General features: G+C 45.5%; 21 protein-coding genes. 17 read left to right on the top strand and 4 right to left on the bottom strand.

Annotation, left to right across the window (positions count from 1 at the left end):
• The first annotated feature begins 26 nt into the window (after positions 1-26).
• From ACUM5Y_RS14785 to ACUM5Y_RS14770, 4 genes are all read left to right on the top strand, one after another.
• Positions 27-1385, top strand: a complete 1359-nt coding sequence (locus ACUM5Y_RS14785; RefSeq protein ID WP_445977662.1) for an MFS transporter — start codon at positions 27-29, stop codon at positions 1383-1385.
• Positions 1386-1420: 35 nt separating this feature from the next.
• Positions 1421-2131, top strand: coding sequence for a single-stranded DNA-binding protein (ssb, locus tag ACUM5Y_RS14780; protein ID WP_445977661.1), 711 nt, complete (start codon positions 1421-1423; stop codon positions 2129-2131).
• Between the two features lie 260 nt (positions 2132-2391).
• On the top strand, positions 2392-3300 hold the full coding sequence (locus ACUM5Y_RS14775) for an AbiJ-NTD4 domain-containing protein (protein ID WP_445977660.1): 909 nt from the start codon (positions 2392-2394) through the stop codon (positions 3298-3300).
• Between the two features lie 553 nt (positions 3301-3853).
• Positions 3854-4780 (top strand): energy transducer TonB family protein, encoded by a 927-nt coding sequence (locus ACUM5Y_RS14770; RefSeq protein ID WP_445977659.1) that lies wholly within the window; start codon positions 3854-3856, stop codon positions 4778-4780.
• Between the two features lie 14 nt (positions 4781-4794).
• Here the strand turns inward: ACUM5Y_RS14770 and ACUM5Y_RS14765 are convergent, their stop codons facing one another.
• Complete coding sequence (locus tag ACUM5Y_RS14765; RefSeq protein WP_445977658.1) at positions 4795-5253, bottom strand: Lrp/AsnC family transcriptional regulator; 459 nt, start codon at positions 5251-5253, stop codon at positions 4795-4797.
• Positions 5254-5379: 126 nt separating this feature from the next.
• Here ACUM5Y_RS14765 and ACUM5Y_RS14760 point away from each other — a divergent pair, with 126 nt between their 5' ends.
• The 5 genes from ACUM5Y_RS14760 (at position 5380) to ACUM5Y_RS14740 (ending at position 11507) form a co-directional block, all read left to right on the top strand.
• On the top strand, positions 5380-6288 hold the full coding sequence (locus ACUM5Y_RS14760) for an EamA family transporter (RefSeq protein WP_445977657.1): 909 nt from the start codon (positions 5380-5382) through the stop codon (positions 6286-6288).
• A 188-nt stretch (positions 6289-6476) separates the two neighbouring features.
• On the top strand, positions 6477-8558 hold the full coding sequence (locus ACUM5Y_RS14755; RefSeq protein ID WP_445977656.1) for a DUF4962 domain-containing protein: 2082 nt from the start codon (positions 6477-6479) through the stop codon (positions 8556-8558).
• 170 nt (positions 8559-8728) lie between these two features.
• Positions 8729-9886 (top strand): winged helix-turn-helix domain-containing protein, encoded by a 1158-nt coding sequence (locus ACUM5Y_RS14750; RefSeq protein ID WP_445977655.1) that lies wholly within the window; start codon positions 8729-8731, stop codon positions 9884-9886.
• Between the two features lie 128 nt (positions 9887-10014).
• On the top strand, positions 10015-10410 hold the full coding sequence (locus ACUM5Y_RS14745) for a VOC family protein (RefSeq protein WP_445977654.1): 396 nt from the start codon (positions 10015-10017) through the stop codon (positions 10408-10410).
• Between the two features lie 128 nt (positions 10411-10538).
• Entirely contained in the window at positions 10539-11507 is a 969-nt protein-coding gene (locus ACUM5Y_RS14740) for a hypothetical protein (RefSeq protein ID WP_445977653.1), read from the top strand.
• Positions 11508-11517: 10 nt separating this feature from the next.
• On the opposite strand, the gene ACUM5Y_RS14735 is transcribed toward ACUM5Y_RS14740, so the two are convergent.
• Positions 11518-12417 carry a LysR family transcriptional regulator gene (locus ACUM5Y_RS14735; protein WP_445977652.1) on the bottom strand — a complete coding sequence of 300 codons (900 nt, stop codon included), beginning with the start codon at positions 12415-12417 and terminating at the stop codon, positions 11518-11520.
• A gap of 91 nt (positions 12418-12508) precedes the next feature.
• Between ACUM5Y_RS14735 and ACUM5Y_RS14730 the strand changes: the two genes are divergently transcribed.
• The 7 genes from ACUM5Y_RS14730 (at position 12509) to ACUM5Y_RS14700 (ending at position 20039) form a co-directional block, all read left to right on the top strand.
• Positions 12509-13246, top strand: a complete 738-nt coding sequence (locus tag ACUM5Y_RS14730; protein WP_445977651.1) for an SDR family oxidoreductase — start codon at positions 12509-12511, stop codon at positions 13244-13246.
• A 34-nt stretch (positions 13247-13280) separates the two neighbouring features.
• Positions 13281-13541 (top strand): hypothetical protein, encoded by a 261-nt coding sequence (locus ACUM5Y_RS14725; protein WP_445977650.1) that lies wholly within the window; start codon positions 13281-13283, stop codon positions 13539-13541.
• A 102-nt stretch (positions 13542-13643) separates the two neighbouring features.
• Positions 13644-14339 (top strand): META domain-containing protein, encoded by a 696-nt coding sequence (locus ACUM5Y_RS14720; protein ID WP_445977649.1) that lies wholly within the window; start codon positions 13644-13646, stop codon positions 14337-14339.
• A 116-nt stretch (positions 14340-14455) separates the two neighbouring features.
• A complete protein-coding gene (gene smrA, locus ACUM5Y_RS14715; protein ID WP_445977648.1) occupies positions 14456-15037 on the top strand; it encodes a DNA endonuclease SmrA in 582 nt (193 codons plus the stop codon).
• Positions 15038-15189: 152 nt separating this feature from the next.
• Positions 15190-18111, top strand: coding sequence for an insulinase family protein (locus tag ACUM5Y_RS14710; RefSeq protein ID WP_445977647.1), 2922 nt, complete (start codon positions 15190-15192; stop codon positions 18109-18111).
• 47 nt (positions 18112-18158) lie between these two features.
• The gene (locus tag ACUM5Y_RS14705) at positions 18159-19265 is read left to right on the top strand and encodes a lysophospholipid acyltransferase family protein (RefSeq protein WP_445977646.1); all 1107 of its coding nucleotides are present in this window, start codon (positions 18159-18161) and stop codon (positions 19263-19265) included.
• An 18-nt stretch (positions 19266-19283) separates the two neighbouring features.
• Entirely contained in the window at positions 19284-20039 is a 756-nt protein-coding gene (locus tag ACUM5Y_RS14700) for a lysophospholipid acyltransferase family protein (protein ID WP_445977645.1), read from the top strand.
• A 103-nt stretch (positions 20040-20142) separates the two neighbouring features.
• Here the strand turns inward: ACUM5Y_RS14700 and fabB are convergent, their stop codons facing one another.
• Complete coding sequence (fabB, locus tag ACUM5Y_RS14695) at positions 20143-21357, bottom strand: beta-ketoacyl-ACP synthase I (RefSeq protein WP_445977644.1); 1215 nt, start codon at positions 21355-21357, stop codon at positions 20143-20145.
• Between the two features lie 26 nt (positions 21358-21383).
• A complete protein-coding gene (gene fabA / locus ACUM5Y_RS14690; RefSeq protein ID WP_445977643.1) occupies positions 21384-21899 on the bottom strand; it encodes a 3-hydroxyacyl-[acyl-carrier-protein] dehydratase FabA in 516 nt (171 codons plus the stop codon).
• Positions 21900-22191: 292 nt separating this feature from the next.
• On the opposite strand from fabA, the gene ACUM5Y_RS14685 reads away from it, so the two are divergent.
• Complete coding sequence (locus tag ACUM5Y_RS14685; RefSeq protein WP_445977642.1) at positions 22192-23085, top strand: alpha/beta fold hydrolase; 894 nt, start codon at positions 22192-22194, stop codon at positions 23083-23085.
• Positions 23086-23116: the final 31 nt, after the last annotated feature.

Raw genomic sequence — 23116 nt, 5'->3', positions numbered from 1 at the left:
TTTAGCTGGTTGGTTATATTTTCCTTATGGATGCTCTCGAACGTCGCTCTGTACTTGCATTAGCGCTGATCTACCTATTCAGAATGCTAGGATTATTCCTTATCATGCCAGTGATAAGTGTGGCCGCAGATGGCATAAACGGTGCCGACGCAGCGATGATAGGCATGGCCATCGGCATCTATGGTTTTACCCAAGCATTCCTACAAATTCCCATGGGCATGTGGTCCGATAAAATAGGCCGTAAACGCGTCATTATCATCGGCTTATTACTGTTTGCACTAGGTAGCCTGATTTGTGCCAACGCTAACGATATCATGGTATTAATTATCGGTCGTGCCGTGCAAGGGGCAGGTGCCATTGCCAGCACCCTAATGGCCTTATTAAGTGATGTGACCCGCGAGCAAAACCGTACCAAAGCCATGGCGACCGTCGGCATAAGCATTGGTGCCTCTTTTATGTTGTCCTTGGTGCTGGGACCATGGTTGTTTGACCTAGTCGGACTGGCGGGGCTGTTTTACCTATCCTTCTTCTTCTCGTTATTGGGCATTGGCTTAATCGTCTTCGCTGTACCAAACATAGTGCAACATACCTTTCGCCGAGACACCACGCCAAGCTTAGTCGCCCTAGGGCGTGTGCTTAAAGACGGCCAACTGCGCTTTTTGAACATCAGCGTATTATTACTGCACGGCAGCCTAACCGCCTTGTTTTTAACCATTCCAAACCTATTAATTAATCAGTTTGATTTACCCTTGGCACAACATAGCTGGTTATATCTGGCAGTCATGGGTTTTGCCTTTGTGGGTATGGTACCATTGGTCATTATTGCCGAGACAAAAGGCAAAATGAAAGGCGTGCTTATTTTTGTAGTGGCCATGCTAGGTTTCAGCGCCTTGCTACTACAGTGGGCACCACAGATTTGGATATTTGGGCTATTATTGTGGCTATACTTTATTGGCTTTAATACCCTCGAAGCGACCTTGCCATCACTCATCAGTAAACTCGCACCAGTCGGCTACCGAGGTACCGCCATGGGCGTGTTTTCCACACACCAATTTATGGGCTCCTTTATTGGTGGTTTATGTGGTGGTTGGCTATTACAGTATTATTCATCGAGTGCCGTTTTTTGGGCAGTAGGTGGCGTGTTATTGGTTTGGACGCTCGCTTGTTACTGGCAGACACCGCCAAAACAACTGAGCAGCTTAGCGTTTAGCCTAACGGAGACAAACGACCAGGCAGTCAGCGAACTCAGCGCAAAACTTGCTCAAGTCCAAGGAGTGGAAGATATGCAGATTTTTTCAGATGAGCAAACCGCCTATTTGAAAGTAGACAAGAAATTATTAGACAAAGACGCTTTGCGACAGATTGCTCCGCAAATAAATCTTTAACAGACAATATCTATTTATAGTTGGAGAACAACGTCATGGCACGTGGAATAAATAAAGTCATCTTAATTGGTAACGCAGGCAACGATGCAGAAGTACGCTTCATGCCATCGGGTGCAGCCGTTGCAAACGTTAACTTGGCGACAACAGAAAGCTGGCGCGACAAGCAAACCGGTCAAATGCAAGAACGTACAGAATGGCACCGAGTGGCCTTCATGGACCGTGGTAACTTCCGCCTAGGACAGATCGCTGGTGATTACATCAAAAAAGGTTCCAAAGTCTACGTAGAAGGCTCTTTGCGTACTCGTGAGTGGGAAAAAGACGGCATCAAACGTTACACCACAGAAATCGTTGCCAACGAAATGCAACTACTAGACGGACGTGGTGATAACAACGGCGGCCAACAAGGCGGTTACGATGGCGGACAGGGCGGCTACGGCAACAACGCTCCAGCTCAGCAACCAGCACAAGGTGGCTACAACCAAGCACCACAGCAGGCAGCGCCACAACAACACGCACCACAAGGTGGCTTTAACCAGCAACCTGCTCAAGGTGGTTACGGACAGCCTCAGCAAGCACCACAACAGGCTCCGCAACAAGCTGCACCACAATCTTTCGGTAGCTGGGGCAACGCGCCACAACAGCCAGCACCAGCTCAGCGTGCGCCACAACCGGCACCTAAAGCGCCAGAGCCAAAACCACAGCAAGCACCGAACTTCGACGACTTCGACGACGATATCCCGTTCTAAGACTTGTGGTTTAAGCTCCAAAATAGAAAGCCTCGCAACAGCGGGGCTTTTTTGTTTTTTTTGATTGGGAGATTGAATATCTGCTCGTTATGGGGGTAAATTGCAATATGAGGAAGTTGTTAATTTAACTCTGACCCGTTTTATTTGCAGTTTGATTGGTTTAGTTCGGTCGAATTATTTGAGCAATATGCTGTTTGTATTCAGTCTAGTTGACTGGTGGCGATTCAATTTATATTAGTGTTAACCCAACTAAGGAAATTATGAAGTACTTTAGTGATTCTGAAAGAGGTGCTTTGCCTCGAACAAATAATGAAATTCCCTACAATGTTTGGTATGGGTTAACTGCGTATATTCAACAGCTAATCGATACAGGATATTTCGGAGATGAATTTCCAGATATTTGTCCTGATGGGCAAGGGTGCTGTGGAACCGATGAAAGAATATTTTCGTCACATTTAAAAGCTGAAATACCGAGAATTGAATATCCATTTATTACAGAAAAAAAAGTCTCTGATGATTGGATGTCTAAAAGAGTTCCTTTTACTCCTGACTACTTAGAAGTACTAGACTTAGTGCAGTTTTGTTATGCGAATGTATCTAAGCCAACGTTGAGGCAGTTTCATTCATTTTTTGGGCATCACCACATAACATCATTTGATCGCTCGGCCGGACAAGCTGAATTTTTAGATAAAGTTGACACCATGTTCTCTAGAAATGGAGTAGCTTACCGATTGAATGCGGACGGGCAGATTACAAGAATACTCAATCCATCATTAGGTTCAGTTATTGGGCAAGTAAGCAAGACGCTTGATCAGGAACTTGACGATCTGATTGAAAAAGCAAATACGAAAATATGTAACACCGATGTCCAAGTGCGTTATGAAGCACTGAAACAACTTTGGGATGCTTTCGAACGTATAAAAACAGTCTTCAATCCTAGTCAAAGTAAAAAACAATCAATGACACAACTGCTTGATGTATGTGCATCAGATAAAGAATTCAGAGACCAACTAGAATCTGAGGCTAAAGCTCTGACTGATATTGGTAACACGTTTTTTATTCGTCACTCAGAGGTTACTCAGGTCAAATTAAATGACAGTGACCACATTGAATATCTTTTTCATCGCCTAGCAAGCTTTATTTGCTTATTGGCAAAGAAATTGGGTTGACAAACTATTAAGACTGCATAGCTAATGAAGCGATTAATCAAGAGTATGTGGAGCAATCATTTGTATAGGGTTGACTGGGTGTCTCTGCATAGCTTTCAATCCATCATATAGCTCTAAAAGGGGTACTAGTCTTGGTTTAAATGGTTGTTTTTTTACTTTCTATTGAAAAATGTAAAAAAATAAAATAGGGGTGGTTGTTTTAATTATTGAAATAAAATGGTTTTTCATTTTTACCGACCCTGTTTTTGATGAATTTGTCTTTGTTTTCCTTTCTAAGACTTGTAGTTTAAGCACCAAGATAGAAAGCCTCGAAATTGCGGGGCTTTTTTGTTTTTTGATTGGGAGATTGAATGTCTGGGCGTTATGGGAGTAAATTGGAGTAGAGGAGTTATTCATTTAACCCCATTTTATCATAGCCTAAGCTTTAGGATTTAAGTAAGCTGTTAATCATATAATCAAGAGTTGACATATTTTTAAATTCGCCTGCTTATTTGCTATTAACATGATAGGTATAAAGCTCCTAAAATTTATAATCGACAAAGGATGGTCACTTATGCTCTTAAAATCTAGTCTGTTTTTAGTGCTAATTTTTCCTCATATTATTGGGGCAGAAAATCTGTCTAACAGCATCTGGTTTGTTTCTAAGTCAATTGATGACTTTACAGAGGAGCGGTATGTCAGTGCTATTGGTTTTAATGCCGAAGAAGAGTCAGGGGTCATGATGGTGTGTAACACAGATCAAGGGTCTTTAAGCGGTGCAATATTTAATGTAGTGCGAACTAGACCAAAAGGGATAGGCAGTAAGCGTGCTTTTGTTAGAACTAAAATTGATGACTTTCCCGTTAGTCAGTCATACTGGGAATCATATGTTTCACGGTACACCCATGTAAGCAGAGTCAATCCGGATCATCTCTCTACTTTGATAGAGCAAATCAAGGTTGGGAATCTCCTATCGGTTCAGGTAGTGCTTGATAACAACGAAACTTTAATGCTTCATCTCTCTTTGAAAGGTTCCAATAAATCTATTAAGAATGCATTAAACGAGTGTTATAAAAGTGGTGATATTACACATAGTATTATTCCCCACACCATTGCCTATAACTACTTCTACGATGTGCTAAAGGGTATAGATGAAGAAGGGCGAAAGGCATCAATAGAGCGTGAAAAAGAAAATAATAATAAAGCCTTGCTTATTGTTATGGAGACAATCAAATCTAGAATAGAGAGGCGGTGGCGAATACCTGTATTTTCTGAACCGGGTACGGAAAATACGGTTAGTGTCAGATTTAACTATGATGGCACCGTACGGCACGCTCAGGTTGTCCTGCCTAGTGGAGACAAAATGTTCGATCAAAGCACTTTAATAGCGGCAAAGTCATTAAGCGGTGTTCCTAATTTTCGTAATATCTCTATCCCATTCTTCAAAGTTGTATTTCAACCACTCGAACTAAAATTTAAAAAACCATTAGTTAGTAATTAAGATAATTGTGACTGCTACCCCGCTGGCGGTATTGGGCTGTTGGCTTTGGAGTGTTTGAGTACCACTAGGGTGCGGAAGTATTTCACGCTGTCGTCTTTGTGCAGCACTCGGTTGGTGAAGTCGTCGAAGGCTTCCATATCGGTAGATAGCACTTGCAATACCACATCATGATCTCCTGTAACACACCATGAATCGAGCACTTCTGGCTCCTTGTTAACCCGAGCAAGGAAGCTGTTTATGATGGTGTTATGGTCTCTTTCGAAGGTGACCATAACGAGCATGCTTAGAGGCCAACCCATGGTTTTGGGTTTGACGATGGCCATTTCCTTTTCAATAACACCACTAGCACGCAGTTGTCTCACTCGGCGATAACAGGCAGGTTCCGACAGGCCAACTTTTTCGGCAATCGAACCCATGGAAGCTTTGGCATCTATTTGCAGCTGTTCGAGGATCTTCTTATCTAATGCGTCCATCAGGTTTTGGCCTTTCTTAGGGAGATTTTGATAAAAATTATCAAATCTAAGTGAATAATGACTTAGAAATATACGCCAAGCTGATAAATTTTATCTCATATTTTTCGACTTATTAGAGATTAACTTATGCTGATGGCATCTCCTTCGTTCAAACTCATGACTTCTGTGGCAGCATTGCTGCTGGCCATTGTTTCGATTACCGCAGGGGCGGCCTTGGCGAAATCCATGTTCTCGCTGCTCACGCCAAAAGATGTCACAGTGCTGCGTTTGTCTGTGTCGGCGGTGATCTTATTCTTCCTGTTAAAAGCTTGGCGGGTGCGCTTTAACCGCAACAGCTTAGGGACGGTCTTGGCTTACGGCATAACCGTTGCCGGTATGAATCTGTTCTTTTATATGTCCATCAAAACAGTGCCGGTCGGTGTGGCATTGGCGGTGGAGCTGATTGGCCCTTTGTGTGTGGCGGCGTTTTATTCGAAAAATCGTTCCGATTATCTGTGGGTGTTATTGGCGGCAACGGGGATTTTTTTGCTGCTGCCAAAGTCAGCGCAAGTGGAAAGCCTCGATGTGCTAGGGCTGTTCTACGCGCTGGTGGCAGCGTTTTTCTGGGGAGCTTATATCCTCATGGGCAAGAAGGCGGGTAAGCGCTTTGGCAGTAAAGCGCCATCGCTCGGTTTGGTGGTCGCTTCCTTGATCGTGATGCCCGCAGGTGACACAGGCTCACTTTCCCAAATATTAGAATTTAATGTGTTTTTGTTAGTGGTGGTGATCGCTCTGTTATCCAGCGCCATACCTCTGATGCTTGAGATGTTTGCTCTGCGCAACTTGCCCACCCATATATACGGCGTCATGGCCAGCGGCGAGCCGGTGATGGGGGCGATCGTCAGCTTTTTGATATTAGGGGAGCAGTTGTCCTTACTGCAATGCTTGGGCATTGGCGCAATCGTGGTGGCTTCTATAGGTATTGTGTTGTCGCCTTTCACCCCTAAACCCGCATTGAAACAGGCTTTGGAGGGAGAGCAATCGTTAAGCGAGTGAGTGCTACGCTCATTTGTATGACAATTAAAGAAAACAACGTTAAAATAGCCGCCAGTGCAGGGTGTGATACCCATTTTAATAACAAGATTACACAAGCCTGAATGAGCTTAGCGGTTAATACGCTGTGCTCAATTGCCATTGAAAACGTTAAGGCTTGTGACTGCTCCCTTTTTAGAAAGAGGTTTTGAATGTCTGATAAGAAATCTTTTGACGCCATTAAAGCGATCAAATTAGAAAACGATAAGTCCGCGGGTAATCTAGTGGATGTCATGCCGATTAAGGTACAAGAAGCCGATATCGACCTTTCTTTTTTGGATAACTTGAGTGTCGAGCACCCACGTTTATTAGTACAAAGCAAAGGCCTAGCGGCCTTTCGTGAGAATCTAAAAAAGGATGCCAGCTACTGCAAGTTCGACGCCTTTATGAATAACTCCACACTCAAATTTATCGATGTGGAGCCTTATGCCGAGCCGCAACCTTACCCTGAAGAAACCGTTGGCAAGGCCTCTTTATGGCGTCCTTACTGGCGTCAAATGTACGTTAGCTGCCAAGAAGCTTTTAACGCCACCCGTAACTTGTCCATTGCTGGTATCGTGCTAGAAGACCAAGCCATGATCGCGAAAGCCAAAGCTTGGACATTACAACTAGCCTCTTATGACCCAGAAGGCGTGACTTCGCGTGGTTATAACGATGAAGCGGCTTTCCGTGTGATTGCGGCGATGGCTTGGGGTTACGACTGGTTACACGCTTACTTCACTGAAGCGGAACGTGACACCATTAAACAGGCGCTTATTGCTCGTTTAGAAGAGATCATGCATCACCTGCAAGTAACAGTGGATCTATTAGCGAACCCATTAAACAGCCATGGGGTGCGCAGTATTAGTTCCGCAGTGATCCCGACTTGTATCGCCCTTTACAATGAATACCCGAAAGCGCGTGAATATATCGAGTACGGCATCGAGTATTATGCGAAACATTATCCGCCATGGGGTGGACAAGATGGCGCATGGGCAGAAGGCCCAGACTACTGGAATACTCAGATGGCATTCCTTGGTGAGTCGTTCGATCTGCTGAAAAGCTACACGTCCATCAATATGTTTAATAAAGAGTTTTACAAAAACACAGGGGATTTCCCGCTCTACTGTATGCCGGTGCACTCTAAGCGTGCCAGCTTCTGTGACCAATCCAGTATTGGTGATTTCCCCGGTTTGAAACTGGCCTACAACATCAAGCATTTTGCGGGTGTGAACAACAAGCCTGAGTACATCTGGTATTACAACCAATTGAAAGCTCGTGACACGGAAGCACACACCAAGTTCTATAATTTTGGCTGGTGGGATTTCGGTTACGATGATTTGCGCTTTGATTACCTATGGAACGATATGCCAGAGGTTGCGCCGTCTAACGAGCCGTTACTAAAAGTCTTCCCGATTACTGGCTGGGCCGCTTTCCATAGCAACATGACGAAGCGTGATGAGCATATCCACATGGTGTACAAATGTAGCCCATTTGGTTCGATCAGCCATTCACACGGTGACCAAAACGCTTATACCTTGCATGCCTTTGGCGATACGTTGGCGGCCATTACGGGTTACTACGGTGGCTTTGGAGTAGACATGCACATTAAGTGGCGTCGTCGCACCTTTTCTAAAAACTTGCCATTGTTCGATGGCAAAGGCCAGTATGCCGAGAACACTACGTCGAACTTCGAAGGCGAGCACCAAGACCGCTACTGTATTGAAGCGGGCGGTAAGATCAGTGATTACGACACTGAGTCAGAGGTTTTGTTTGTGGAAGGGGATGCTTCAACGTCTTACCAATTCCATAACCCAGAGTTAGAAAGCTACAAGCGTAAGATCTGGTTTGCCAAGGGCAAGGTGTTCGTAATGCGTGATACCGCGACGCTAAAAACGGAACAAGATTTAACTTGGTTGTTGCACACAACTTTCCAAACACAAACCAGCGATGCGTCTTTCCAGATCATTGGTGACAATGCGCTATTGGATGTGACTTTCATCAATGACTGCACGGACGATCTATTATCCATCGAGAATGTCGAAGGCTTTGGTGAAGTAGACCCAGCGGAATTCCAAGACTTAGAAGTTCATCGCCACATTGAAGCCAAGTTTAAAGCGAAGAAATCGCATAATATTTTGACTCTGCTGGTACCAAGCAAAGTCGATGGGGCAAAAACGCAAGTGTCTCATAAGCTGGTGGGTAATACCCTAGAGCTGACCATTGATGGTGAGCAGGTAGTGATCGAGCTATAACCTAGGCTGATCAAGACAAGCGAAATACAAAGGCTGCCAAGCAATTGTTTGGCAGCCTTTTTTATGTCCCCGTGAAAGGATTTTAAGGTCTGGTTTTGCATACTGGAATTAAGGCAGGTAGCTTTAACCTCTGGCGAACGTTTATTTATATTGGGTGTAACACAAAGGTGATGATGTCTTTATCTCTTGAACAGGCGCAGAAAATTGTTCTCTTATCCCAAGGCTTGCTGACTAAAGCCCCTGCAGGCTCGGCTTATCAGCAGACGTTGGCGGAGCTAGAACGATTGGGTTATGTGCAAATCGACACCATATCTGTGGTGCAAAGGGCGCATCATCATGTGCTTTGGAGCCGTAACGCCAAGTATCAGCCAGAGCATTTGGATCGCTTAATTAAAGAGCGTAATGCGTTTGAGTATTGGTCTCATGCGGCGGCGTATCTGCCGATGCAGGACTATCGCTATTCACTACCGCGTAAACAGGCTATCAGGTCGGGAGTGCAAAGCCATTGGTATAAAAGAGATGCCAAATTGATGGACTATGTGCTCGACCGCATTCGTGCAGAAGGGCCGCTAATGGCCAAAGACTTTGAGTCCAGTGTGGCAAAGCGTACGGGTTGGGAAAGCAAGCCGACCAAGCAAGCGCTCGAAACCCTGTTTATGCAGGGGGACTTAATGATCAGTGAGCGGCAAAGTTTTCATAAGGTTTATGACCTCACCGAGCGGGTATTGCCAGCCGGCATTGATACCAACCTGCCAAGCCCAGAAGAACATGCGGAACACTTGATCCTGAGTTACCTTAGCGCCCAAGGTTTAGGCCAGTTGCAAGAAATGATTTACTTGCTAAAAGGAGTGAAGCAAGAGGTGCAGGCCGCCTTGAGTCGCCTAATGGAAAAAGGCGTGATACAGCAAGTGAGCGTTCAAGATAATGTATATTATGTAACTCAAAACTCCCTAGACTTACTTGACCAAAGGTTGAAGCGTAACAAGGTTTGTATATTGTCACCCTTTGATAACCTCGTGATTCAAAGGCCGCGCTTAAAAGCCCTATTCCAATACGACTACACCATTGAATGCTATGTGGCTGCCAACAAAAGGCAATTTGGCTATTTCTGTTTACCTATCTTATGGCAAGGTCAGCTGGTGGGGCGTTTGGATTGCAAGGCTCATCGCAAAACTAATACTCTGGAAATCAATCAGTTATTTATTGAGAAAGAGCTCAACAACGAAGACGCTTTTAGAGCGGAGTTTGCCGAACAGTTACAGGCTTTTGCTGATTTTAATCAGGTGGCGCCGCCTGCAAATTTTAGTCTGCAATATGTGTCTTCATAGGGCCAACAATAGTTTGATTGGGCAGGGCTCGGGATGTCAACTCGTCAGTCGCGTTACAGCGTGATCGATTAAAACCCTGTAAACTGCTCCCTCAGACGATCAAGTTAAGTAAACAATAGGATGATTTTATGCTGTTAGGCGTCACTCTTGGCACTAATGATTTAGAAAAGGCAGGGGCGTTTTACGATACTCTGCTCGCCACTCTTAATATGGTACGTACCATGACGGTAGAAGGCGAAATCGGCTATGGCCCTGTGGGTTGCCCGAGTTGTTTTTGGGTGCTGACACCCTTCAATAAACAGCCTGCAAGCGTGGGGAATGGTGTGCAAATCAGTTTTCAGGCACAGAGTAACGAAGCGGTGGAACGCTTTTATCAAGCCGCCTTAGCAGCGGGGGGAACAGATGAAGGTGCTCCCGGTTTCCGTTATCGCCCCCATTATTATGGCGCGTATTGCCGTGATTTGGATGGTAATAAGCTCCATGTAATGCATGAAGCTGTGCCCGGCGAATCATCGATTGATTAGCTGAGTTCTTGCTAGTGAGTTGAGTGCAGGAGAACTTTACGCTTTTCCTCAACTCGCTGACATAGATTTACGGATAGCTGGTTATAATCGAAAATATTAACCGACAACTTGAAGAAGGATGAATCCGTATGTCTAAAATTCAAATTAGCCCGATAGGGGCCATGGTCCTGTTAAGTCTAGGGCTGTCCGGATTAGCGGCGGCCAGTTCACCTTCTGCTTATCAAGGTACAGGCAGCTTAACGCAAGGCTCTGCCACTACCTTAGTGCCAAATTTATTTGAATGTGCCAATGGCTATAGCCGCGTTTCTCCTATGGGGGAAATCACAGACCTGAACGGTAAAGTTTGGACTGTCCCGGCGGATAATCACTTCCAGACGGGCCCCAAAGCTCAAAACCTATACGAAGAGTGCCAGGGCCTTACGCCTGCAAACTTAGGGCAGGTGGATCAGGCTTCAGTGCCTGTGGTGGAAGTGGACCCAGACGGTGAAGTGATAACAGGTTATATCTTTGCCGATAACTACTTTGAGCTTTACGTGAACGGTCAGCTTATCGGTGTCGACGCCGTGCCTTTTACGCCTTTTAACTCCAGCATTGTTAAGTTTAAGGTTAGCAAGCCTTATACCTTGGCGGTTAAAGTCATCGATTGGGAAGAGAACTTAGCTCTAGGCTCAGAGCGCAATCGTGGTACTCAGTATCATCCGGGGGATGGCGGCTTCATCGCCAGCTTTAGTGATGGCACAGTAACCAATGGCGACTGGCAAGCGCAAACCTTCTATACCTCTCCGGTTTATGATCTAAGCTGTTTAAGCGAAAAAGCGGGAGCGAGACTTTCTGATTCCTGCCAGACCCGCGGACAAAACGACCAAAGCGGTGTCTATGGGGTGCATTGGGACGTTCCTGAAGATTGGGCAACCCAAGACTTTAACGACAGCACTTGGCCTCAAGTCACTCTATACACTGAAGATGCCATCGGCGTGGATAATAAACCCAGCTACATGAATTTCATTGAGCAATTTAGTGGTGCCGGTGCGCAATTTATCTGGTCGAGCAATGTGGTGCTCGATAACGAAGTGCTATTAAGATATCAAGTAAAGTAACGAAGTTTACTCATTGATTGAAGTCTAGGTCTTTTAACCACTCGATAAATGCTTTTACTCGGGGAGAGTGAGAGCGATTTCTGGGGTACAACAACGAAACAGGCGAGGGGAGTGGTGGTGTATCCGCGAGGATAGTGACTAATTCTCCCTTCGCGAGTTCCTGCTCTATATGATATTTGGGAACTTGTATGATGCCCAAGCCGAGTTTGGCAGCCGCAACAAAGGTTTCTGCCGAGTTGACCGTCATGGACGTGGGCACACTTAGTTCGATGATCTGTTTGTTATGAGTGAACTCTAAGGGCATAGGCTTGCTATGGCCTGATGCCTTAAAGCCGACCATAACGTGCTGCGTTAGCTCTTCAATATTTTTCGGTGTGCCATGCTTTGCTAAGTAGCTAGGAGCCGCCACTGTCACTTCGATCAGTTGAGTGATTTCTTTAGCAACGAGATCCTCTGCTTTGAGTTTCCCCACCCTCAATACGCAATCAATGCCTTCTCGCACTAGATCAACCAGCTGATCGCCTTCGCTCATGAACACTTCTATATCTGGATACTGAGCCAAAAACTCAGGAAGCTTTGGTAATAGGAAGTGCCGCGCAAGTGAACCATGTACATCGACTCGTAATTGCCCCTTTGGCTGATGCCCAGAAAAAGTGCTTTCAGCGTCTTCGACATCATTAATGATGGCGATGCAACGATGGTAAAAATGCTCGCCGTCTAATGTGGGGGTGACTTGTCTGGTTGTACGCTCAAGTAAACGCACACCTAATTTAGATTCTATCTTTTTAACTGCTTCCGTCACTGTCGATCTAGGCAAGTTGAGGTCTGTCGCAGCTAGGGTGAAACTGCGTAATTCTAAAACGCGAGTAAACACTCGCATGGCGTCTATTCTGTCCATGATTGTTTGCATTTTTCGAATTCTGATAACAAATTTTAGATGATTATTCGTGAAAAATGAAGTGATAGTCTGTTGTCATTCAATCGTAGAAGAGGGTGGAATCATGACAGCAAACAGAAAAGTAGCGCTTGTAACGGGGGCATCAAAAGGCATAGGGGCGCAAATCGCCAAACACTTGGCAATGAAAGGTTACCGAGTCGTGATTAATTACAGCCAGAATAAGCAGACAGCAGAATTGGTAAAGGAAGAAATAGAGGCTAAGGGGGGCGAGGCAAGCTTGTATCAAGCCGATGTTTCAGACCCTCAGCAGGTAGATGACATGTTTGCGGGCGTTATTGCGGAATGGGGAGGCGTTGATTTTCTTATTAATAACGCCGGGGTAATGGCTTTATCACCTTTGCAGGACACCTCGGATGAGTCCATTGATAGACATATAAACATCAATCTAAAAGGCTCACTTTATACCATGCGAGCAGCAGCAAAGAGACTTAATCAAGGGGGCAGTATCGTAAATTTATCGACCAGTGTGGTCGGACTAAAACTGGAAAATTACAGTGTTTATGCCGCCACGAAAAGCGCAATAGAGACAGCCACTGGCATTTTAGCCAAAGAGCTTAGAGGCCGACAAATTACGGTTAACGCTATTGCCCCAGGGCCAACGGCAACGGATTTGTTCTTGCAAGGGAAGCCCGCTGAACTCATTGATAAGATGGCAAAAATGAGCCCTTTAGAGAGGCTGGGTGAGCCCCAAGATATCGCCAATCTGGTGGCATTTTTGATCGGCTCAGAAGGTAGCTGGGTGAATGGTCAGGTCATACGAGCGAACGGTGGTGTGATCTAACTAGGGTTATTGGTCAAAAATTGATGGAGCAGACATGCACACATTATTGATGCTGACACTGGGCTTATTTATGCTGCTGTGCTGTGTTTTACTGGGGGATTTGTGTCCCTTGAACAAAACGGCAAGAGACAAGGCGCTGGTGGCTTTTATACCCATATGGGGTCTTATTTCTCTACTAAATATGACGGTAGGAGTGATCAAGGGTTTTCCTCTTGTGTTTGAAGCTGGCATTTTTATTCTGGTGTATCTGCCTCCTTGTTTAATCGCTTACTTCCTATTGAGAAGGGCTAGGTAGCCGCTTTAAGATTATTTACTAAGCTTTACATTAAAAGGCCATGACAGTGTTTTTGAATTGTGATTGCATAGCGGTCATAGTGGACAGTTATAGAGTGTATTTATGCAGAAGCGTGCTTGGTCTTTGACAGTAGTAATGACAGGGTTGTTAATGGGGTGTTCTGAGCCGCTTATTCAACATAGTGAAGCAACAGAAGAAGAGGTTGTGATCTTGCCTCATGGAAGTTGGCAAATAGAAGCCCTTGATCAAACGGAAGTGAGCGGATCTCGCCCGCTCACTTTAGTGTTCTCGGAGGACGATCGGGTGTCTGGTTTTACCGGCTGTAATCGCTTTACCGGTAAAGTAACGATAAATACAGATAGCCTAGTGTTTACCAATATAGTGTCCACCAGACGAGGCTGCCCAGTTGAGATTGGCTCCCAAGAGCAGCGTTTTTTCTCCGCGATCAATGAAACCGTGCGCTACACGCTTAAAGCCGATAAGAAATTAAAGCTTTACGATAGTGATGGCCTGCTAAGAATGAAATTTAGTAAAGCGACTGAAGTCGCTGTTGAAGACCCAAATAGAACTTCCACCTACCAATATCAGTGCGACAGTTTGGGGGAGGTTACCCTTGCACAGCAAACAGCTGAAACCGTTAAATTGATGGTTGGTCACAGTAGTGACGTGTTACAGCGTTCACCCACTGCTTCTGGCGTGCAATACGTTAATACCGAGATGAGCTTCTGGCAAAAAGGCCAACAAGCTATGTTTACTCATCATGGGCTGCAGCACCGCTGCACTATGATTAACGCTTAGGGAGCAAACTTTCTTACTCCCTTGCTACAGGCAAACTTGATAATCGGTATAATGGAGCCATTTTAAGACTAAGCCGTTGCAGCGTTTGCAGCGGGATGATGTGTAGAGGTGGCATTGTGCACGAGGATGATGAAGCTTCCTTGTTTGCTCAAGAAGTAGCGGGCATTCAACAATTACAAACCCAAGAAGTATATCTGGGTAAAAAAGGTCCTCAGGTAGATTTTGATGCTCGAAAACAGGCAGCATCAATCGCTCAAGAAGCGGACCGAAATCACCTTTCTCAAGACTACGTAGAAAAAGTAGAACCCAATGATGTGCTGGAGTTTAAACGCTCTGGTATGCAAGACGGTGTGTTCAAGCGTTTGCGCCAAGGTAAATATGGCATTGAGGCGCGTTTAGACCTTCACCGGCATACGGTTGCACAAGCGCGAGAGCAGGTCTATCAGTTTGCCGAAGACTGTGTCCGTCATGATATACGTGTGGCAATTATCGTGCATGGCAAAGGAGATAGAACGCCAGATCCGAATGATCAAGCCATGATCAAGAGCTACATCAATAAATGGCTGCGAGACCTCGACAGTGTGATGGCATTTCACAGCGCCCAGCGTCATCATGGCGGCTTAGGGGCGGTTTACGTGTTATTCAAGAAAAGTGACAAAGCCCGTCTAGAAAACTGGGAAAAGCAGCAAAAACGTTAGTAAATAGCCTGTTTTCTTACGAAACCTTTCACGTTTATTCGTGCAGTAAAAGCGACAATTTTGCTATAATCCCACCACTTTTGCGGCCAGTTATTATTTCTGGCTGCGATTACCCGATTTTGACATCGTATCCGAATTCCAAGAGGTAAATAATGGTCGACCACAATGGGCATCACCCTGCGTTCACATTTATTCGTAGTGAGTTTATTGACGCACTTAATGTGACGGTTCAAGAGTTTGAACATACCGTTACGGGTGCGAAACATTTTCACATGGCATCAGACAATGACGAAAATGTTTTCTTGGTTGGCTTAAAAACCGTACCGACAGATTCTTGTGGTGTCGCCCACATTTTGGAACACACAGTATTGTGTGGTTCGGAACGCTTTCCGGTACGTGACCCTTTCTTCATGATGATACGTCGTTCCTTGAACACCTTCATGAATGCTTTTACTTCTTCTGATTGGACGGCTTACCCTTTTGCCAGCAAAAACAAAAAGGATTTCAGCAACCTGTTGGATGTTTATCTGGATGCTGTGTTCTTCTCACGCCTAGATGAATTGGACTTTTCTCAAGAAGGCCACCGCTTAGAATTTGCAGAGCCCACCAATGCAGAGTCTGATCTGACTTTCAAAGGCGTGGTATTCAATGAAATGAAAGGTGCCATGAGCTCAACAACGTCTGTGTTGTGGCAAGCGTTGACCAAATACTTATGCCCTAATAACACTTACCACTTCAACTCTGGCGGCGAGCCGACGGATATTCCAGATTTGTCTTACCAAGATTTATTGGCTTTCTACCGCACTCACTACCATCCTTCCAATGCTGTCTTCATGACCTTTGGCGATATTCCAGCAGAAACACTACAAGCTGAATTCGAAACCAAAGTATTAAGCCGTTTTGAGCGTTTAGAAACACAAGTTAGCGTGCCAAATGCAAAGCGCTATTTTTCACCTGTACGAGTTGAAGAAGGCTATGCCGCAGACGAAGTAAAAGCGGATGCGAGCCATGTGGTTGTCGCTTGGTTGCTTGGAGAAAGCACAGACTTAAGCAAACAGTTTGAAGCGCAATTGTTATCCAGTGTATTGCTAGACAACAGCGCCTCACCTTTGCGTCGCGTGCTGGAAAGCAGCAAGCTTGGCCGTGCCCCATCACCTTTATGTGGCCTAGAAGACAGCAATAAAGAAATGAGCTTTATGTGTGGCCTTGAAGGCGTGGAACGTGAGCGCAGTGGCGAAGTGGAAGCTCTTATTATTAACACCCTTGAAGACATTGTTGCTAATGGTGTTCCCCAAGACATGGTCGATGCCATGCTGCATCAATTGGAACTAAGCCAGCGTGAAATTGGTGGCGATGGTTACCCTTATGGCTTGCAGCTTATCCTCGCGGGCTTGTCTACCGCTGTGCATTCAGGTGATGTGATTGCCCAGTTAGATCTTGACCCAGTGATCGCGCAAATGCGTGAAAAAGTCTTGGATAAAGCCTACATCCCAAGCCTAATTCAAAGTTTGCTAATGGATAACGCCCACCGCGTCACCGTGACATTAAGCCCAGACGACAAGTTGGAAGGCCGCCGTAACGAAGCTGAAGCAGAGCGTTTGAGACAGATCAAAGCGGCTTTGTCGGACGCTGAGAAACAACAAATTATTGAACGCAGTGAAGCTCTTAAAGCGCGTCAGGCACAAGTGGATGACATGAGCATCTTGCCAAAAGTTGGCCTTGAAGATGTGCCTGCCAAACTGCCTGAATATGAAAAGCATCAGCAAGCGGGTGATCTGCCCGTTACTTTTTACCCACAAGGCACAAATGGTTTGGTGTATCAGCAATTAGTGATCACCTTGCCAGCGCTAGACGAAGAAGAAATGCGCCATCTGCCGCTGTTCTCATCTTTGCTAACTGAGCTTGGTGTGGGCGAGCTGGATTATTTGGCCGTGCAAGAGCGTCAAGCGCAAGTGTGTGGTGGCTTCGGTGCTTCTACCTCTATCCGTGCAACGCTGCAAGATCGCCAAACGGTTAATGGTTACTTTGTGTTGAACTCGAAAGCCTTGGTATCCAATGTTGTGGCTATGAGCGAACTGCTGAAAGACACCATGCTGAATGTACGCTTCGATGAGATATCTCGCGTCAAAGAGCTGGTGGCACAACGCCGTGCTCGCCGTGAACAATCCATCACAGGGCAAGGTCATTCTTTAGCCATGACCGCCGCAGCGAGTGGTATTTCTGGTTACTCTGCTCAACAAGAAGCTTGGGGTGGTATGACGGGCATACGTGCGGCCATCGCTCTAGATGACGCGATGAAAGCGGATGATGCAGCGGTAAGCCAAGTGTTGTCTGTCTTTGCGCGTATTCACGCTAAGCTATTGGCGGCGGATAAGCAGTTGTTAATGGTGGCCGAGCCACAACATGAAGCGCAAATGATGGCGGATGTGAAGCCAGTATTTGCTGACTTGCCGAAAGGTCAGGTCGAGCAGACGTTTGCTTTTAACCCTGTTGAGCGCAGTGTGAAAACGGCGTGGTTAACAGCAACACAAGTGAACTTCTGTAGTAAAGCCTTCCGTACAGTATCGGGTGATCACCCAGATGTGGCGGCCCTTACAGTGCTGGGTGGCTTCTTGCGCAATGGTTTCTTGCATCGTGCAATTCGTGAACAAGGTGGTGCTTACGGTGGTGGTGCGAGTTTCGATGGTAGCTTAGGCGCTTTCCGTTTCTACTCTTACCGCGATCCTCGCTTAACAGAAACCTTAGCGGATTTTGATGCCTCGATTGAATGGTTGCTTAGTAAATCTCATACCGAAGATGCTTTAGAAGAAGCGATCTTAGGGGTGATTGGCTCAATGGATAAACCTGGTTCTCCTGCTGGAGAAGCACAAAGTGATTTCTATGTGGCGCTGCATGGCCGTTCTTTGGCGTATCGAGAAAAATACCGTGCGAACATTTTGGCGGTAACCATCGAGCAGTTACAGCATGTGGCTCGCACTTACTTAGTAAAAGAAAACGAGAATGTAGCGGTAGTGTCTTCTACGGCTAAGCGTACAGAACTCGAAGCATTAGGCTTTAATATAGAAACACTATAAAAAATTCTAATAACAAATTGCGATTGTAATAACTTACGGAAAATTAAATGGATCAGTTTCATGATATACGCCCCTACAACGACGATGAAGTTGTAGAGGTATTGCATAACTTGGTTGAGACGCCAGCTTTTATCAATACGATTATTGATTTTCGCTTTGCGAAGTGGCCTAAATTTCTACGCAGCCCATTAGGTTTTGCTGTAAAAATTGCCCTAAAACGTCAGATATCAAGTATTGCCAACGTTCACGATTTCCAGATGCGTGTGGCAAGCTACATGGAACGCATGATTAAAACCACGACCACGGATGTTGAGTATCGTGGTATCGAAAAGCTCGACAAAAACAAAGGTTACTTGTTCTTGTCGAACCATAGGGACATTGCGATGGACCCAGCTTTTGTAAACTACGGTTTGTATTTAGCTGGCCTTAATACTGTACGCATTGCCATAGGTGACAACCTATTGCGTCGACCATTTGTGTCGGACTTGATGCGTTTGAACAAGAGTTTCATCGTGAAACGTTCGGCCAATGGTATTCGTGAAATGATGGCGGCTTTTGGTCAGCTTTCTGGCTATATCAGTCACTCTATTATGGAAGAACAGTCCAATATTTGGATTGCCCAAAAAGAGGGGCGTGCGAAGGATGGTTTGGACCAAACGGATCCTGCCATTATCAAGATGTTTTACATGAGCCAGAAGAAAGCCAAGGTGCCGTTTGCCGAAGCCATGGGTAATTTAAACGTCGTGCCTGTGTCTATCTCTTATGAATATGATCCGTGTGCCTTTGATAAAGCTCGAGAGCTGCATCAAAAATCCACCACGGGGAACTATCAGAAAGGTGAGTTTGAAGACATTGATAGCATTAAGAATGGTATCGTTGGGCAAAAAGGCAAGGTGGTGGTGACCTTTGGTGATGTGATGGACAATAGCTTTGAAACGGCGGAAGATTTCGTCGCGGAAGTGGATCGCCAGATTATTTCTCAATACGCCATTCATTCTAGTAACGAGGCGGCTTTAGCTTTACAGCAAGGCTTACCTACGACAGACAAAGCCTTTTCTGCGTACCTTGAAACTTGCCCTGAAGATTTACGAGAGACGGTTCTCGCTATGTACGCTAACCCATTGAAGCAACAACAGAAACAGCTTAATTCATAATAGAGGTCTGCCATTACAATGAATTTGTGCACGTCGATAAGAGCTTGGATTGGCTCAACGATATTTTTTGTTTATTACGCAATTTCAACTATCTTGTTTGGTCTGTTGGCGCCATTAGCCACATTGTTATTGCCGAAGAATGCTCGTCAGCCTGTGTTGAATCAACATAACAAAGGCTTGCTGTGGGTGTTTCGCGTGTTTTGTCGTGTCAAAGTCGAGATTGTGGGGCTAGAAAACATTGAAAAAGGACGTCCTGTGGTATTGGTGGCAAACCATCAAAGCGAGTGGGAAACCTATGTGCTGCAAGTTTTGATGGCGCCTGTATCGACAGTATTAAAGAAAGAACTGTTGTCGATTCCATTTTTTGGTTGGGGGCTGCGTATGGTACAGCCGATTGCGATTGATCGTTCGAAGCGCTCGAATGCGTTAAAGCAGATTATTAGTCAGGGTAAAGAGCGTTTAGAAGATGGCCGTTCTGTGCTGATCTTCCCAGAAGGCACGCGCATTAAACCGAATGATGAACAAGCCTTTAATAAGGGTGCCGCAATGCTGGCGACTTCGGCCAATGCGCCGATTTTACCTGTGGTTCATAACGCGGGCTATACTTGGCCGAGCAACAGTTTCTTGAAATACCCAGGTACGATTCGTGTTGTGGTTGGCCCTGTTATCGAAGCCGAAGGCAAGAAAACAGGCGAGCTTCACAATGAAATGGATGCTTGGATGCGTGACGCCATGGGGCAATTGCCGAAAGGTCATGATTTCCCTTTGAAGTAACTCTTCCTTGTATTGAGTGTCTGCCTGTTAATCCAGTTATTAACAGACGAAAAAAAACCGCATTAGATGCGGTTTTTTTTTGTGCTAACAAAAGGCGGGTAGCTTAGTCTTCGTATTTCTTGAATACTAGACTAGCGTTGGTGCCACCAAAGCCAAAGCTGTTAGACATGATGTGTTTCAAGCCTGCATTGTCTTTGCGAGTCGTTACAACAGGGATTTTACCTGCTGCTGGGTCTAGCTCATCAACGTTTGCAGAAGCTGTGATGAAATCGTTTTCCATCATTAGCAAGCAGTAGATTGCTTCATGCACACCCGCTGCACCCAAAGAGTGGCCAGATAGAGACTTAGTAGAGCTCACTAATGGAATGTTGTCAGCGAATGTTTCGTTAACAGCTTGTAGCTCTTTCATGTCACCAGCAGGAGTACTTGTACCGTGGGTGTTGATGTAATCAATCTCACCGTCAATTGTGCTCATCGCCATTTGCATACAACGCTTCGCGCCTTCACCAGAAGGAGCTACCATGTCGTAACCGTCAGACGTTGCACCGTAACCAACAAGTTCTGCGTAGATTTTCGCGCCACGTGCTTTTGCGTGCTCAAGTTCTTCGATTACTAACATACCGCCACCGCCTGCGATAACGAAACCATCACGGTTTGCATCGTAAGCACGAGACGCTTTGTCAGGTGTTTCGTTGTACTTAGAAGACAATGCACCCATGGCATCAAACATACATGTTTGAGCCCAGCTTTCTTCTTCGCCGCCGCCAGCAAATACAACATCTTGTTTGCCTAGCTGGATCAACTCCATTGCATTACCAATACAGTGAGCACTAGTAGAACATGCTGAGGTAATGGAGTAGTTAACGCCTTTGATTTTGAAAGGTGTTGCCAAACAAGCAGAAACAGTACTGCCCATGGTTTGTGTAACGCGGTATGGACCTACACGCTTAACGCCTTTGTTGCGTAGCGTATCTGCAGAGTCCACTAGGTTTTGCGCTGACGCACCACCAGAACCGGCAACAAGACCTGTGCGGATATTGGAAACTTGCTCTTCAGTAAGACCTGAATCCGTAATCGCTTGCTGCATAGAAACATATGCATAAGTCGCTGCATCGCCCATGAAACGGCGAACTTTACGATCGATAGATTCTGAATCCAAATCGATGCGACCACAAACATGGCTACGGAAGCCATATTCTTTGTAATCTTCAGCGAAACGAATACCAGAACGTCCTTCGCGTAAGGAGTTTAGAACGCTGTCTTTGTCATTGCCTAGGCAGCTGACGATACCAAGACCTGTTACTACTACACGACGCATAAGAGTGCCTCTTTTTACTTAATCTGTTAGAAGTTATCAGTTGATGTGAACAAGCCTACACGCAAATCTTTTGCAGTGTAAATTTCACGACCGTCAACTTTTACGCTTCCGTCTGCTATACCCATAACCAACTTGCGTTCGATAACGCGTTTTAATTGGATGTGGAAGGTAACTTTTTTCGCGGTTGGTAGGATTTGACCTGTGAATTTCACTTCGCCAGAACCTAGTGCACGACCACGACCTTTGTTGCCTTTCCAGCCTAAGAAAAAGCCAACAAGTTGCCACATAGCATCTAAGCCAAGGCAGCCAGGCATTACTGGGTCGCCAGGGAAGTGGCAAGCAAAAAACCAAAGGTCTGGGTTGATATCAAGTTCAGCGATAATTTCGCCTTTACCGAATTCACCGCCTTCCGTTGAAATGTGAGTGATGCGATCCATCATTAACATGTTACCAACTGGAAGTTGTGCATTGCCTGCACCAAACATTTCTCCGTGGCCACATTGTAATAGTTCGTCTTTTTCAAAAGATGAAGCTGTAGTCATTATAGTCCTATATCCACATAGCAGCTGAAAGCTTAGATAGCTTGGCTGGGTTCGCGTGGTTCAGTTTGCAGTATAAAATCTAGCTGATTATATCGGTTTGAGGATCTAATATGAATCTTTAGCTCCAAAAAAAACAAACTCAAATTGTAAAAAAAGGCTATTTACTGTCCGATCTGTGTAAAAGTCTAAATCTAGCGACGATTAGTTTAACTATTTTTGTCCTGAATGATGGTTTTTTGAATTTCTGTGAGAAAATAATCAGCCATGTTTTGAATCAAATTTGAGTATTTCTATGAGTTCTCCCCAAGAACATGCGTTTATCCCGTGGCGTTTTGAGTATCAGGGTGGCTTTTTACAAGGCTATCGTAGCGATCTTGCGGATGCGGAAGCGAGTATTCACTTCCTGCATGGTAACGGTTTTGCCGTGCGTACCTATAGTGAGTTTCTGTCTAAGTTAGAAGGTTATAACCTCATTCTTCAGGAAGCTGAGGGGCATGGTGGGTCCAGCGTGGGTGAGCACTTTATCGGCTGGAATGAAACCGCCCAGCGTTTTTACCAGTCGTTGCAAGCCCAGCACAGTGCAAAGGATGGTGAACTTATCGGCGTAGGGCACAGTTTTGGCGGTTGCATGACGGCGCTCATGAGCGTTCAGGATCCAAGCCTATTCAGTCGCATGGTGCTACTCGACCCAGCATTTTTTTCGCCACGCCAGTTATTTTTACTGCGTATCACCCAATGGTTAGGCTTGATTGGTAAAGTGCCTGTGGTACGACAAGCGAATCGTCGTCGTACCCAGTGGGATCATGTCGATAAGGTGAAAGCGAACTACCAAGGGCGTGGTACTTTTAAAGGCTGGCAGGACAAATGTTTGGAGGATTACATCGAGTATTCGATTCGCCAAGACGAGAATGGGCATTGTGAACTGATCTGCCCAACTTGGATGGAAGCCGCCATATTTGGTAGTACGGCTAAGGGCTTGTGGCGCAATATCCTAAGAATTTCTGTGCCGACTTACATAGTGATGGGCAAAGATACCTTTCCAATGTTCAAAAAGGCGTATCGCCTGGCAGCGAAGCTGAATCGAAATATACGGTTGGTGGAAACGGCAGGTGGTCATTGCTTTATGCAGGAAGATCCACAGGTCACTGCCAAGCTGGTACAGGATATTTTGAATATCGAAGAGTAAGACCTGTGCGCCAAAGTCTTGGCCTTGGCGC

The sequence above is a fragment of the Marinomonas dokdonensis genome (genome assembly GCF_052747885.1).
Note: the sequence above shows the minus strand (reverse complement) of the source record. Positions and strands in the feature narration are given on the sequence as shown.

Coding starts and splice junctions, on each gene's coding strand:
- ACUM5Y_RS14785 (WP_445977662.1), top strand. CDS start 27: ATGGATGCTCTCGAACGTCGCTCTGTACTTGCATTAGCGCTGATCTAC.
- ssb (WP_445977661.1), top strand. CDS start 1,421: ATGGCACGTGGAATAAATAAAGTCATCTTAATTGGTAACGCAGGCAAC.
- ACUM5Y_RS14775 (WP_445977660.1), top strand. CDS start 2,392: ATGAAGTACTTTAGTGATTCTGAAAGAGGTGCTTTGCCTCGAACAAAT.
- ACUM5Y_RS14770 (WP_445977659.1), top strand. CDS start 3,854: ATGCTCTTAAAATCTAGTCTGTTTTTAGTGCTAATTTTTCCTCATATT.
- ACUM5Y_RS14765 (WP_445977658.1), bottom strand. CDS start 5,253: ATGGACGCATTAGATAAGAAGATCCTCGAACAGCTGCAAATAGATGCC.
- ACUM5Y_RS14760 (WP_445977657.1), top strand. CDS start 5,380: ATGCTGATGGCATCTCCTTCGTTCAAACTCATGACTTCTGTGGCAGCA.
- ACUM5Y_RS14755 (WP_445977656.1), top strand. CDS start 6,477: ATGTCTGATAAGAAATCTTTTGACGCCATTAAAGCGATCAAATTAGAA.
- ACUM5Y_RS14750 (WP_445977655.1), top strand. CDS start 8,729: ATGATGTCTTTATCTCTTGAACAGGCGCAGAAAATTGTTCTCTTATCC.
- ACUM5Y_RS14745 (WP_445977654.1), top strand. CDS start 10,015: ATGCTGTTAGGCGTCACTCTTGGCACTAATGATTTAGAAAAGGCAGGG.
- ACUM5Y_RS14740 (WP_445977653.1), top strand. CDS start 10,539: ATGTCTAAAATTCAAATTAGCCCGATAGGGGCCATGGTCCTGTTAAGT.
- ACUM5Y_RS14735 (WP_445977652.1), bottom strand. CDS start 12,417: ATGCAAACAATCATGGACAGAATAGACGCCATGCGAGTGTTTACTCGC.
- ACUM5Y_RS14730 (WP_445977651.1), top strand. CDS start 12,509: ATGACAGCAAACAGAAAAGTAGCGCTTGTAACGGGGGCATCAAAAGGC.
- ACUM5Y_RS14725 (WP_445977650.1), top strand. CDS start 13,281: ATGCACACATTATTGATGCTGACACTGGGCTTATTTATGCTGCTGTGC.
- ACUM5Y_RS14720 (WP_445977649.1), top strand. CDS start 13,644: ATGCAGAAGCGTGCTTGGTCTTTGACAGTAGTAATGACAGGGTTGTTA.
- ACUM5Y_RS14710 (WP_445977647.1), top strand. CDS start 15,190: ATGGTCGACCACAATGGGCATCACCCTGCGTTCACATTTATTCGTAGT.
- ACUM5Y_RS14705 (WP_445977646.1), top strand. CDS start 18,159: ATGGATCAGTTTCATGATATACGCCCCTACAACGACGATGAAGTTGTA.
- ACUM5Y_RS14700 (WP_445977645.1), top strand. CDS start 19,284: ATGAATTTGTGCACGTCGATAAGAGCTTGGATTGGCTCAACGATATTT.
- fabB (WP_445977644.1), bottom strand. CDS start 21,357: ATGCGTCGTGTAGTAGTAACAGGTCTTGGTATCGTCAGCTGCCTAGGC.
- fabA (WP_445977643.1), bottom strand. CDS start 21,899: ATGACTACAGCTTCATCTTTTGAAAAAGACGAACTATTACAATGTGGC.
- ACUM5Y_RS14685 (WP_445977642.1), top strand. CDS start 22,192: ATGAGTTCTCCCCAAGAACATGCGTTTATCCCGTGGCGTTTTGAGTAT.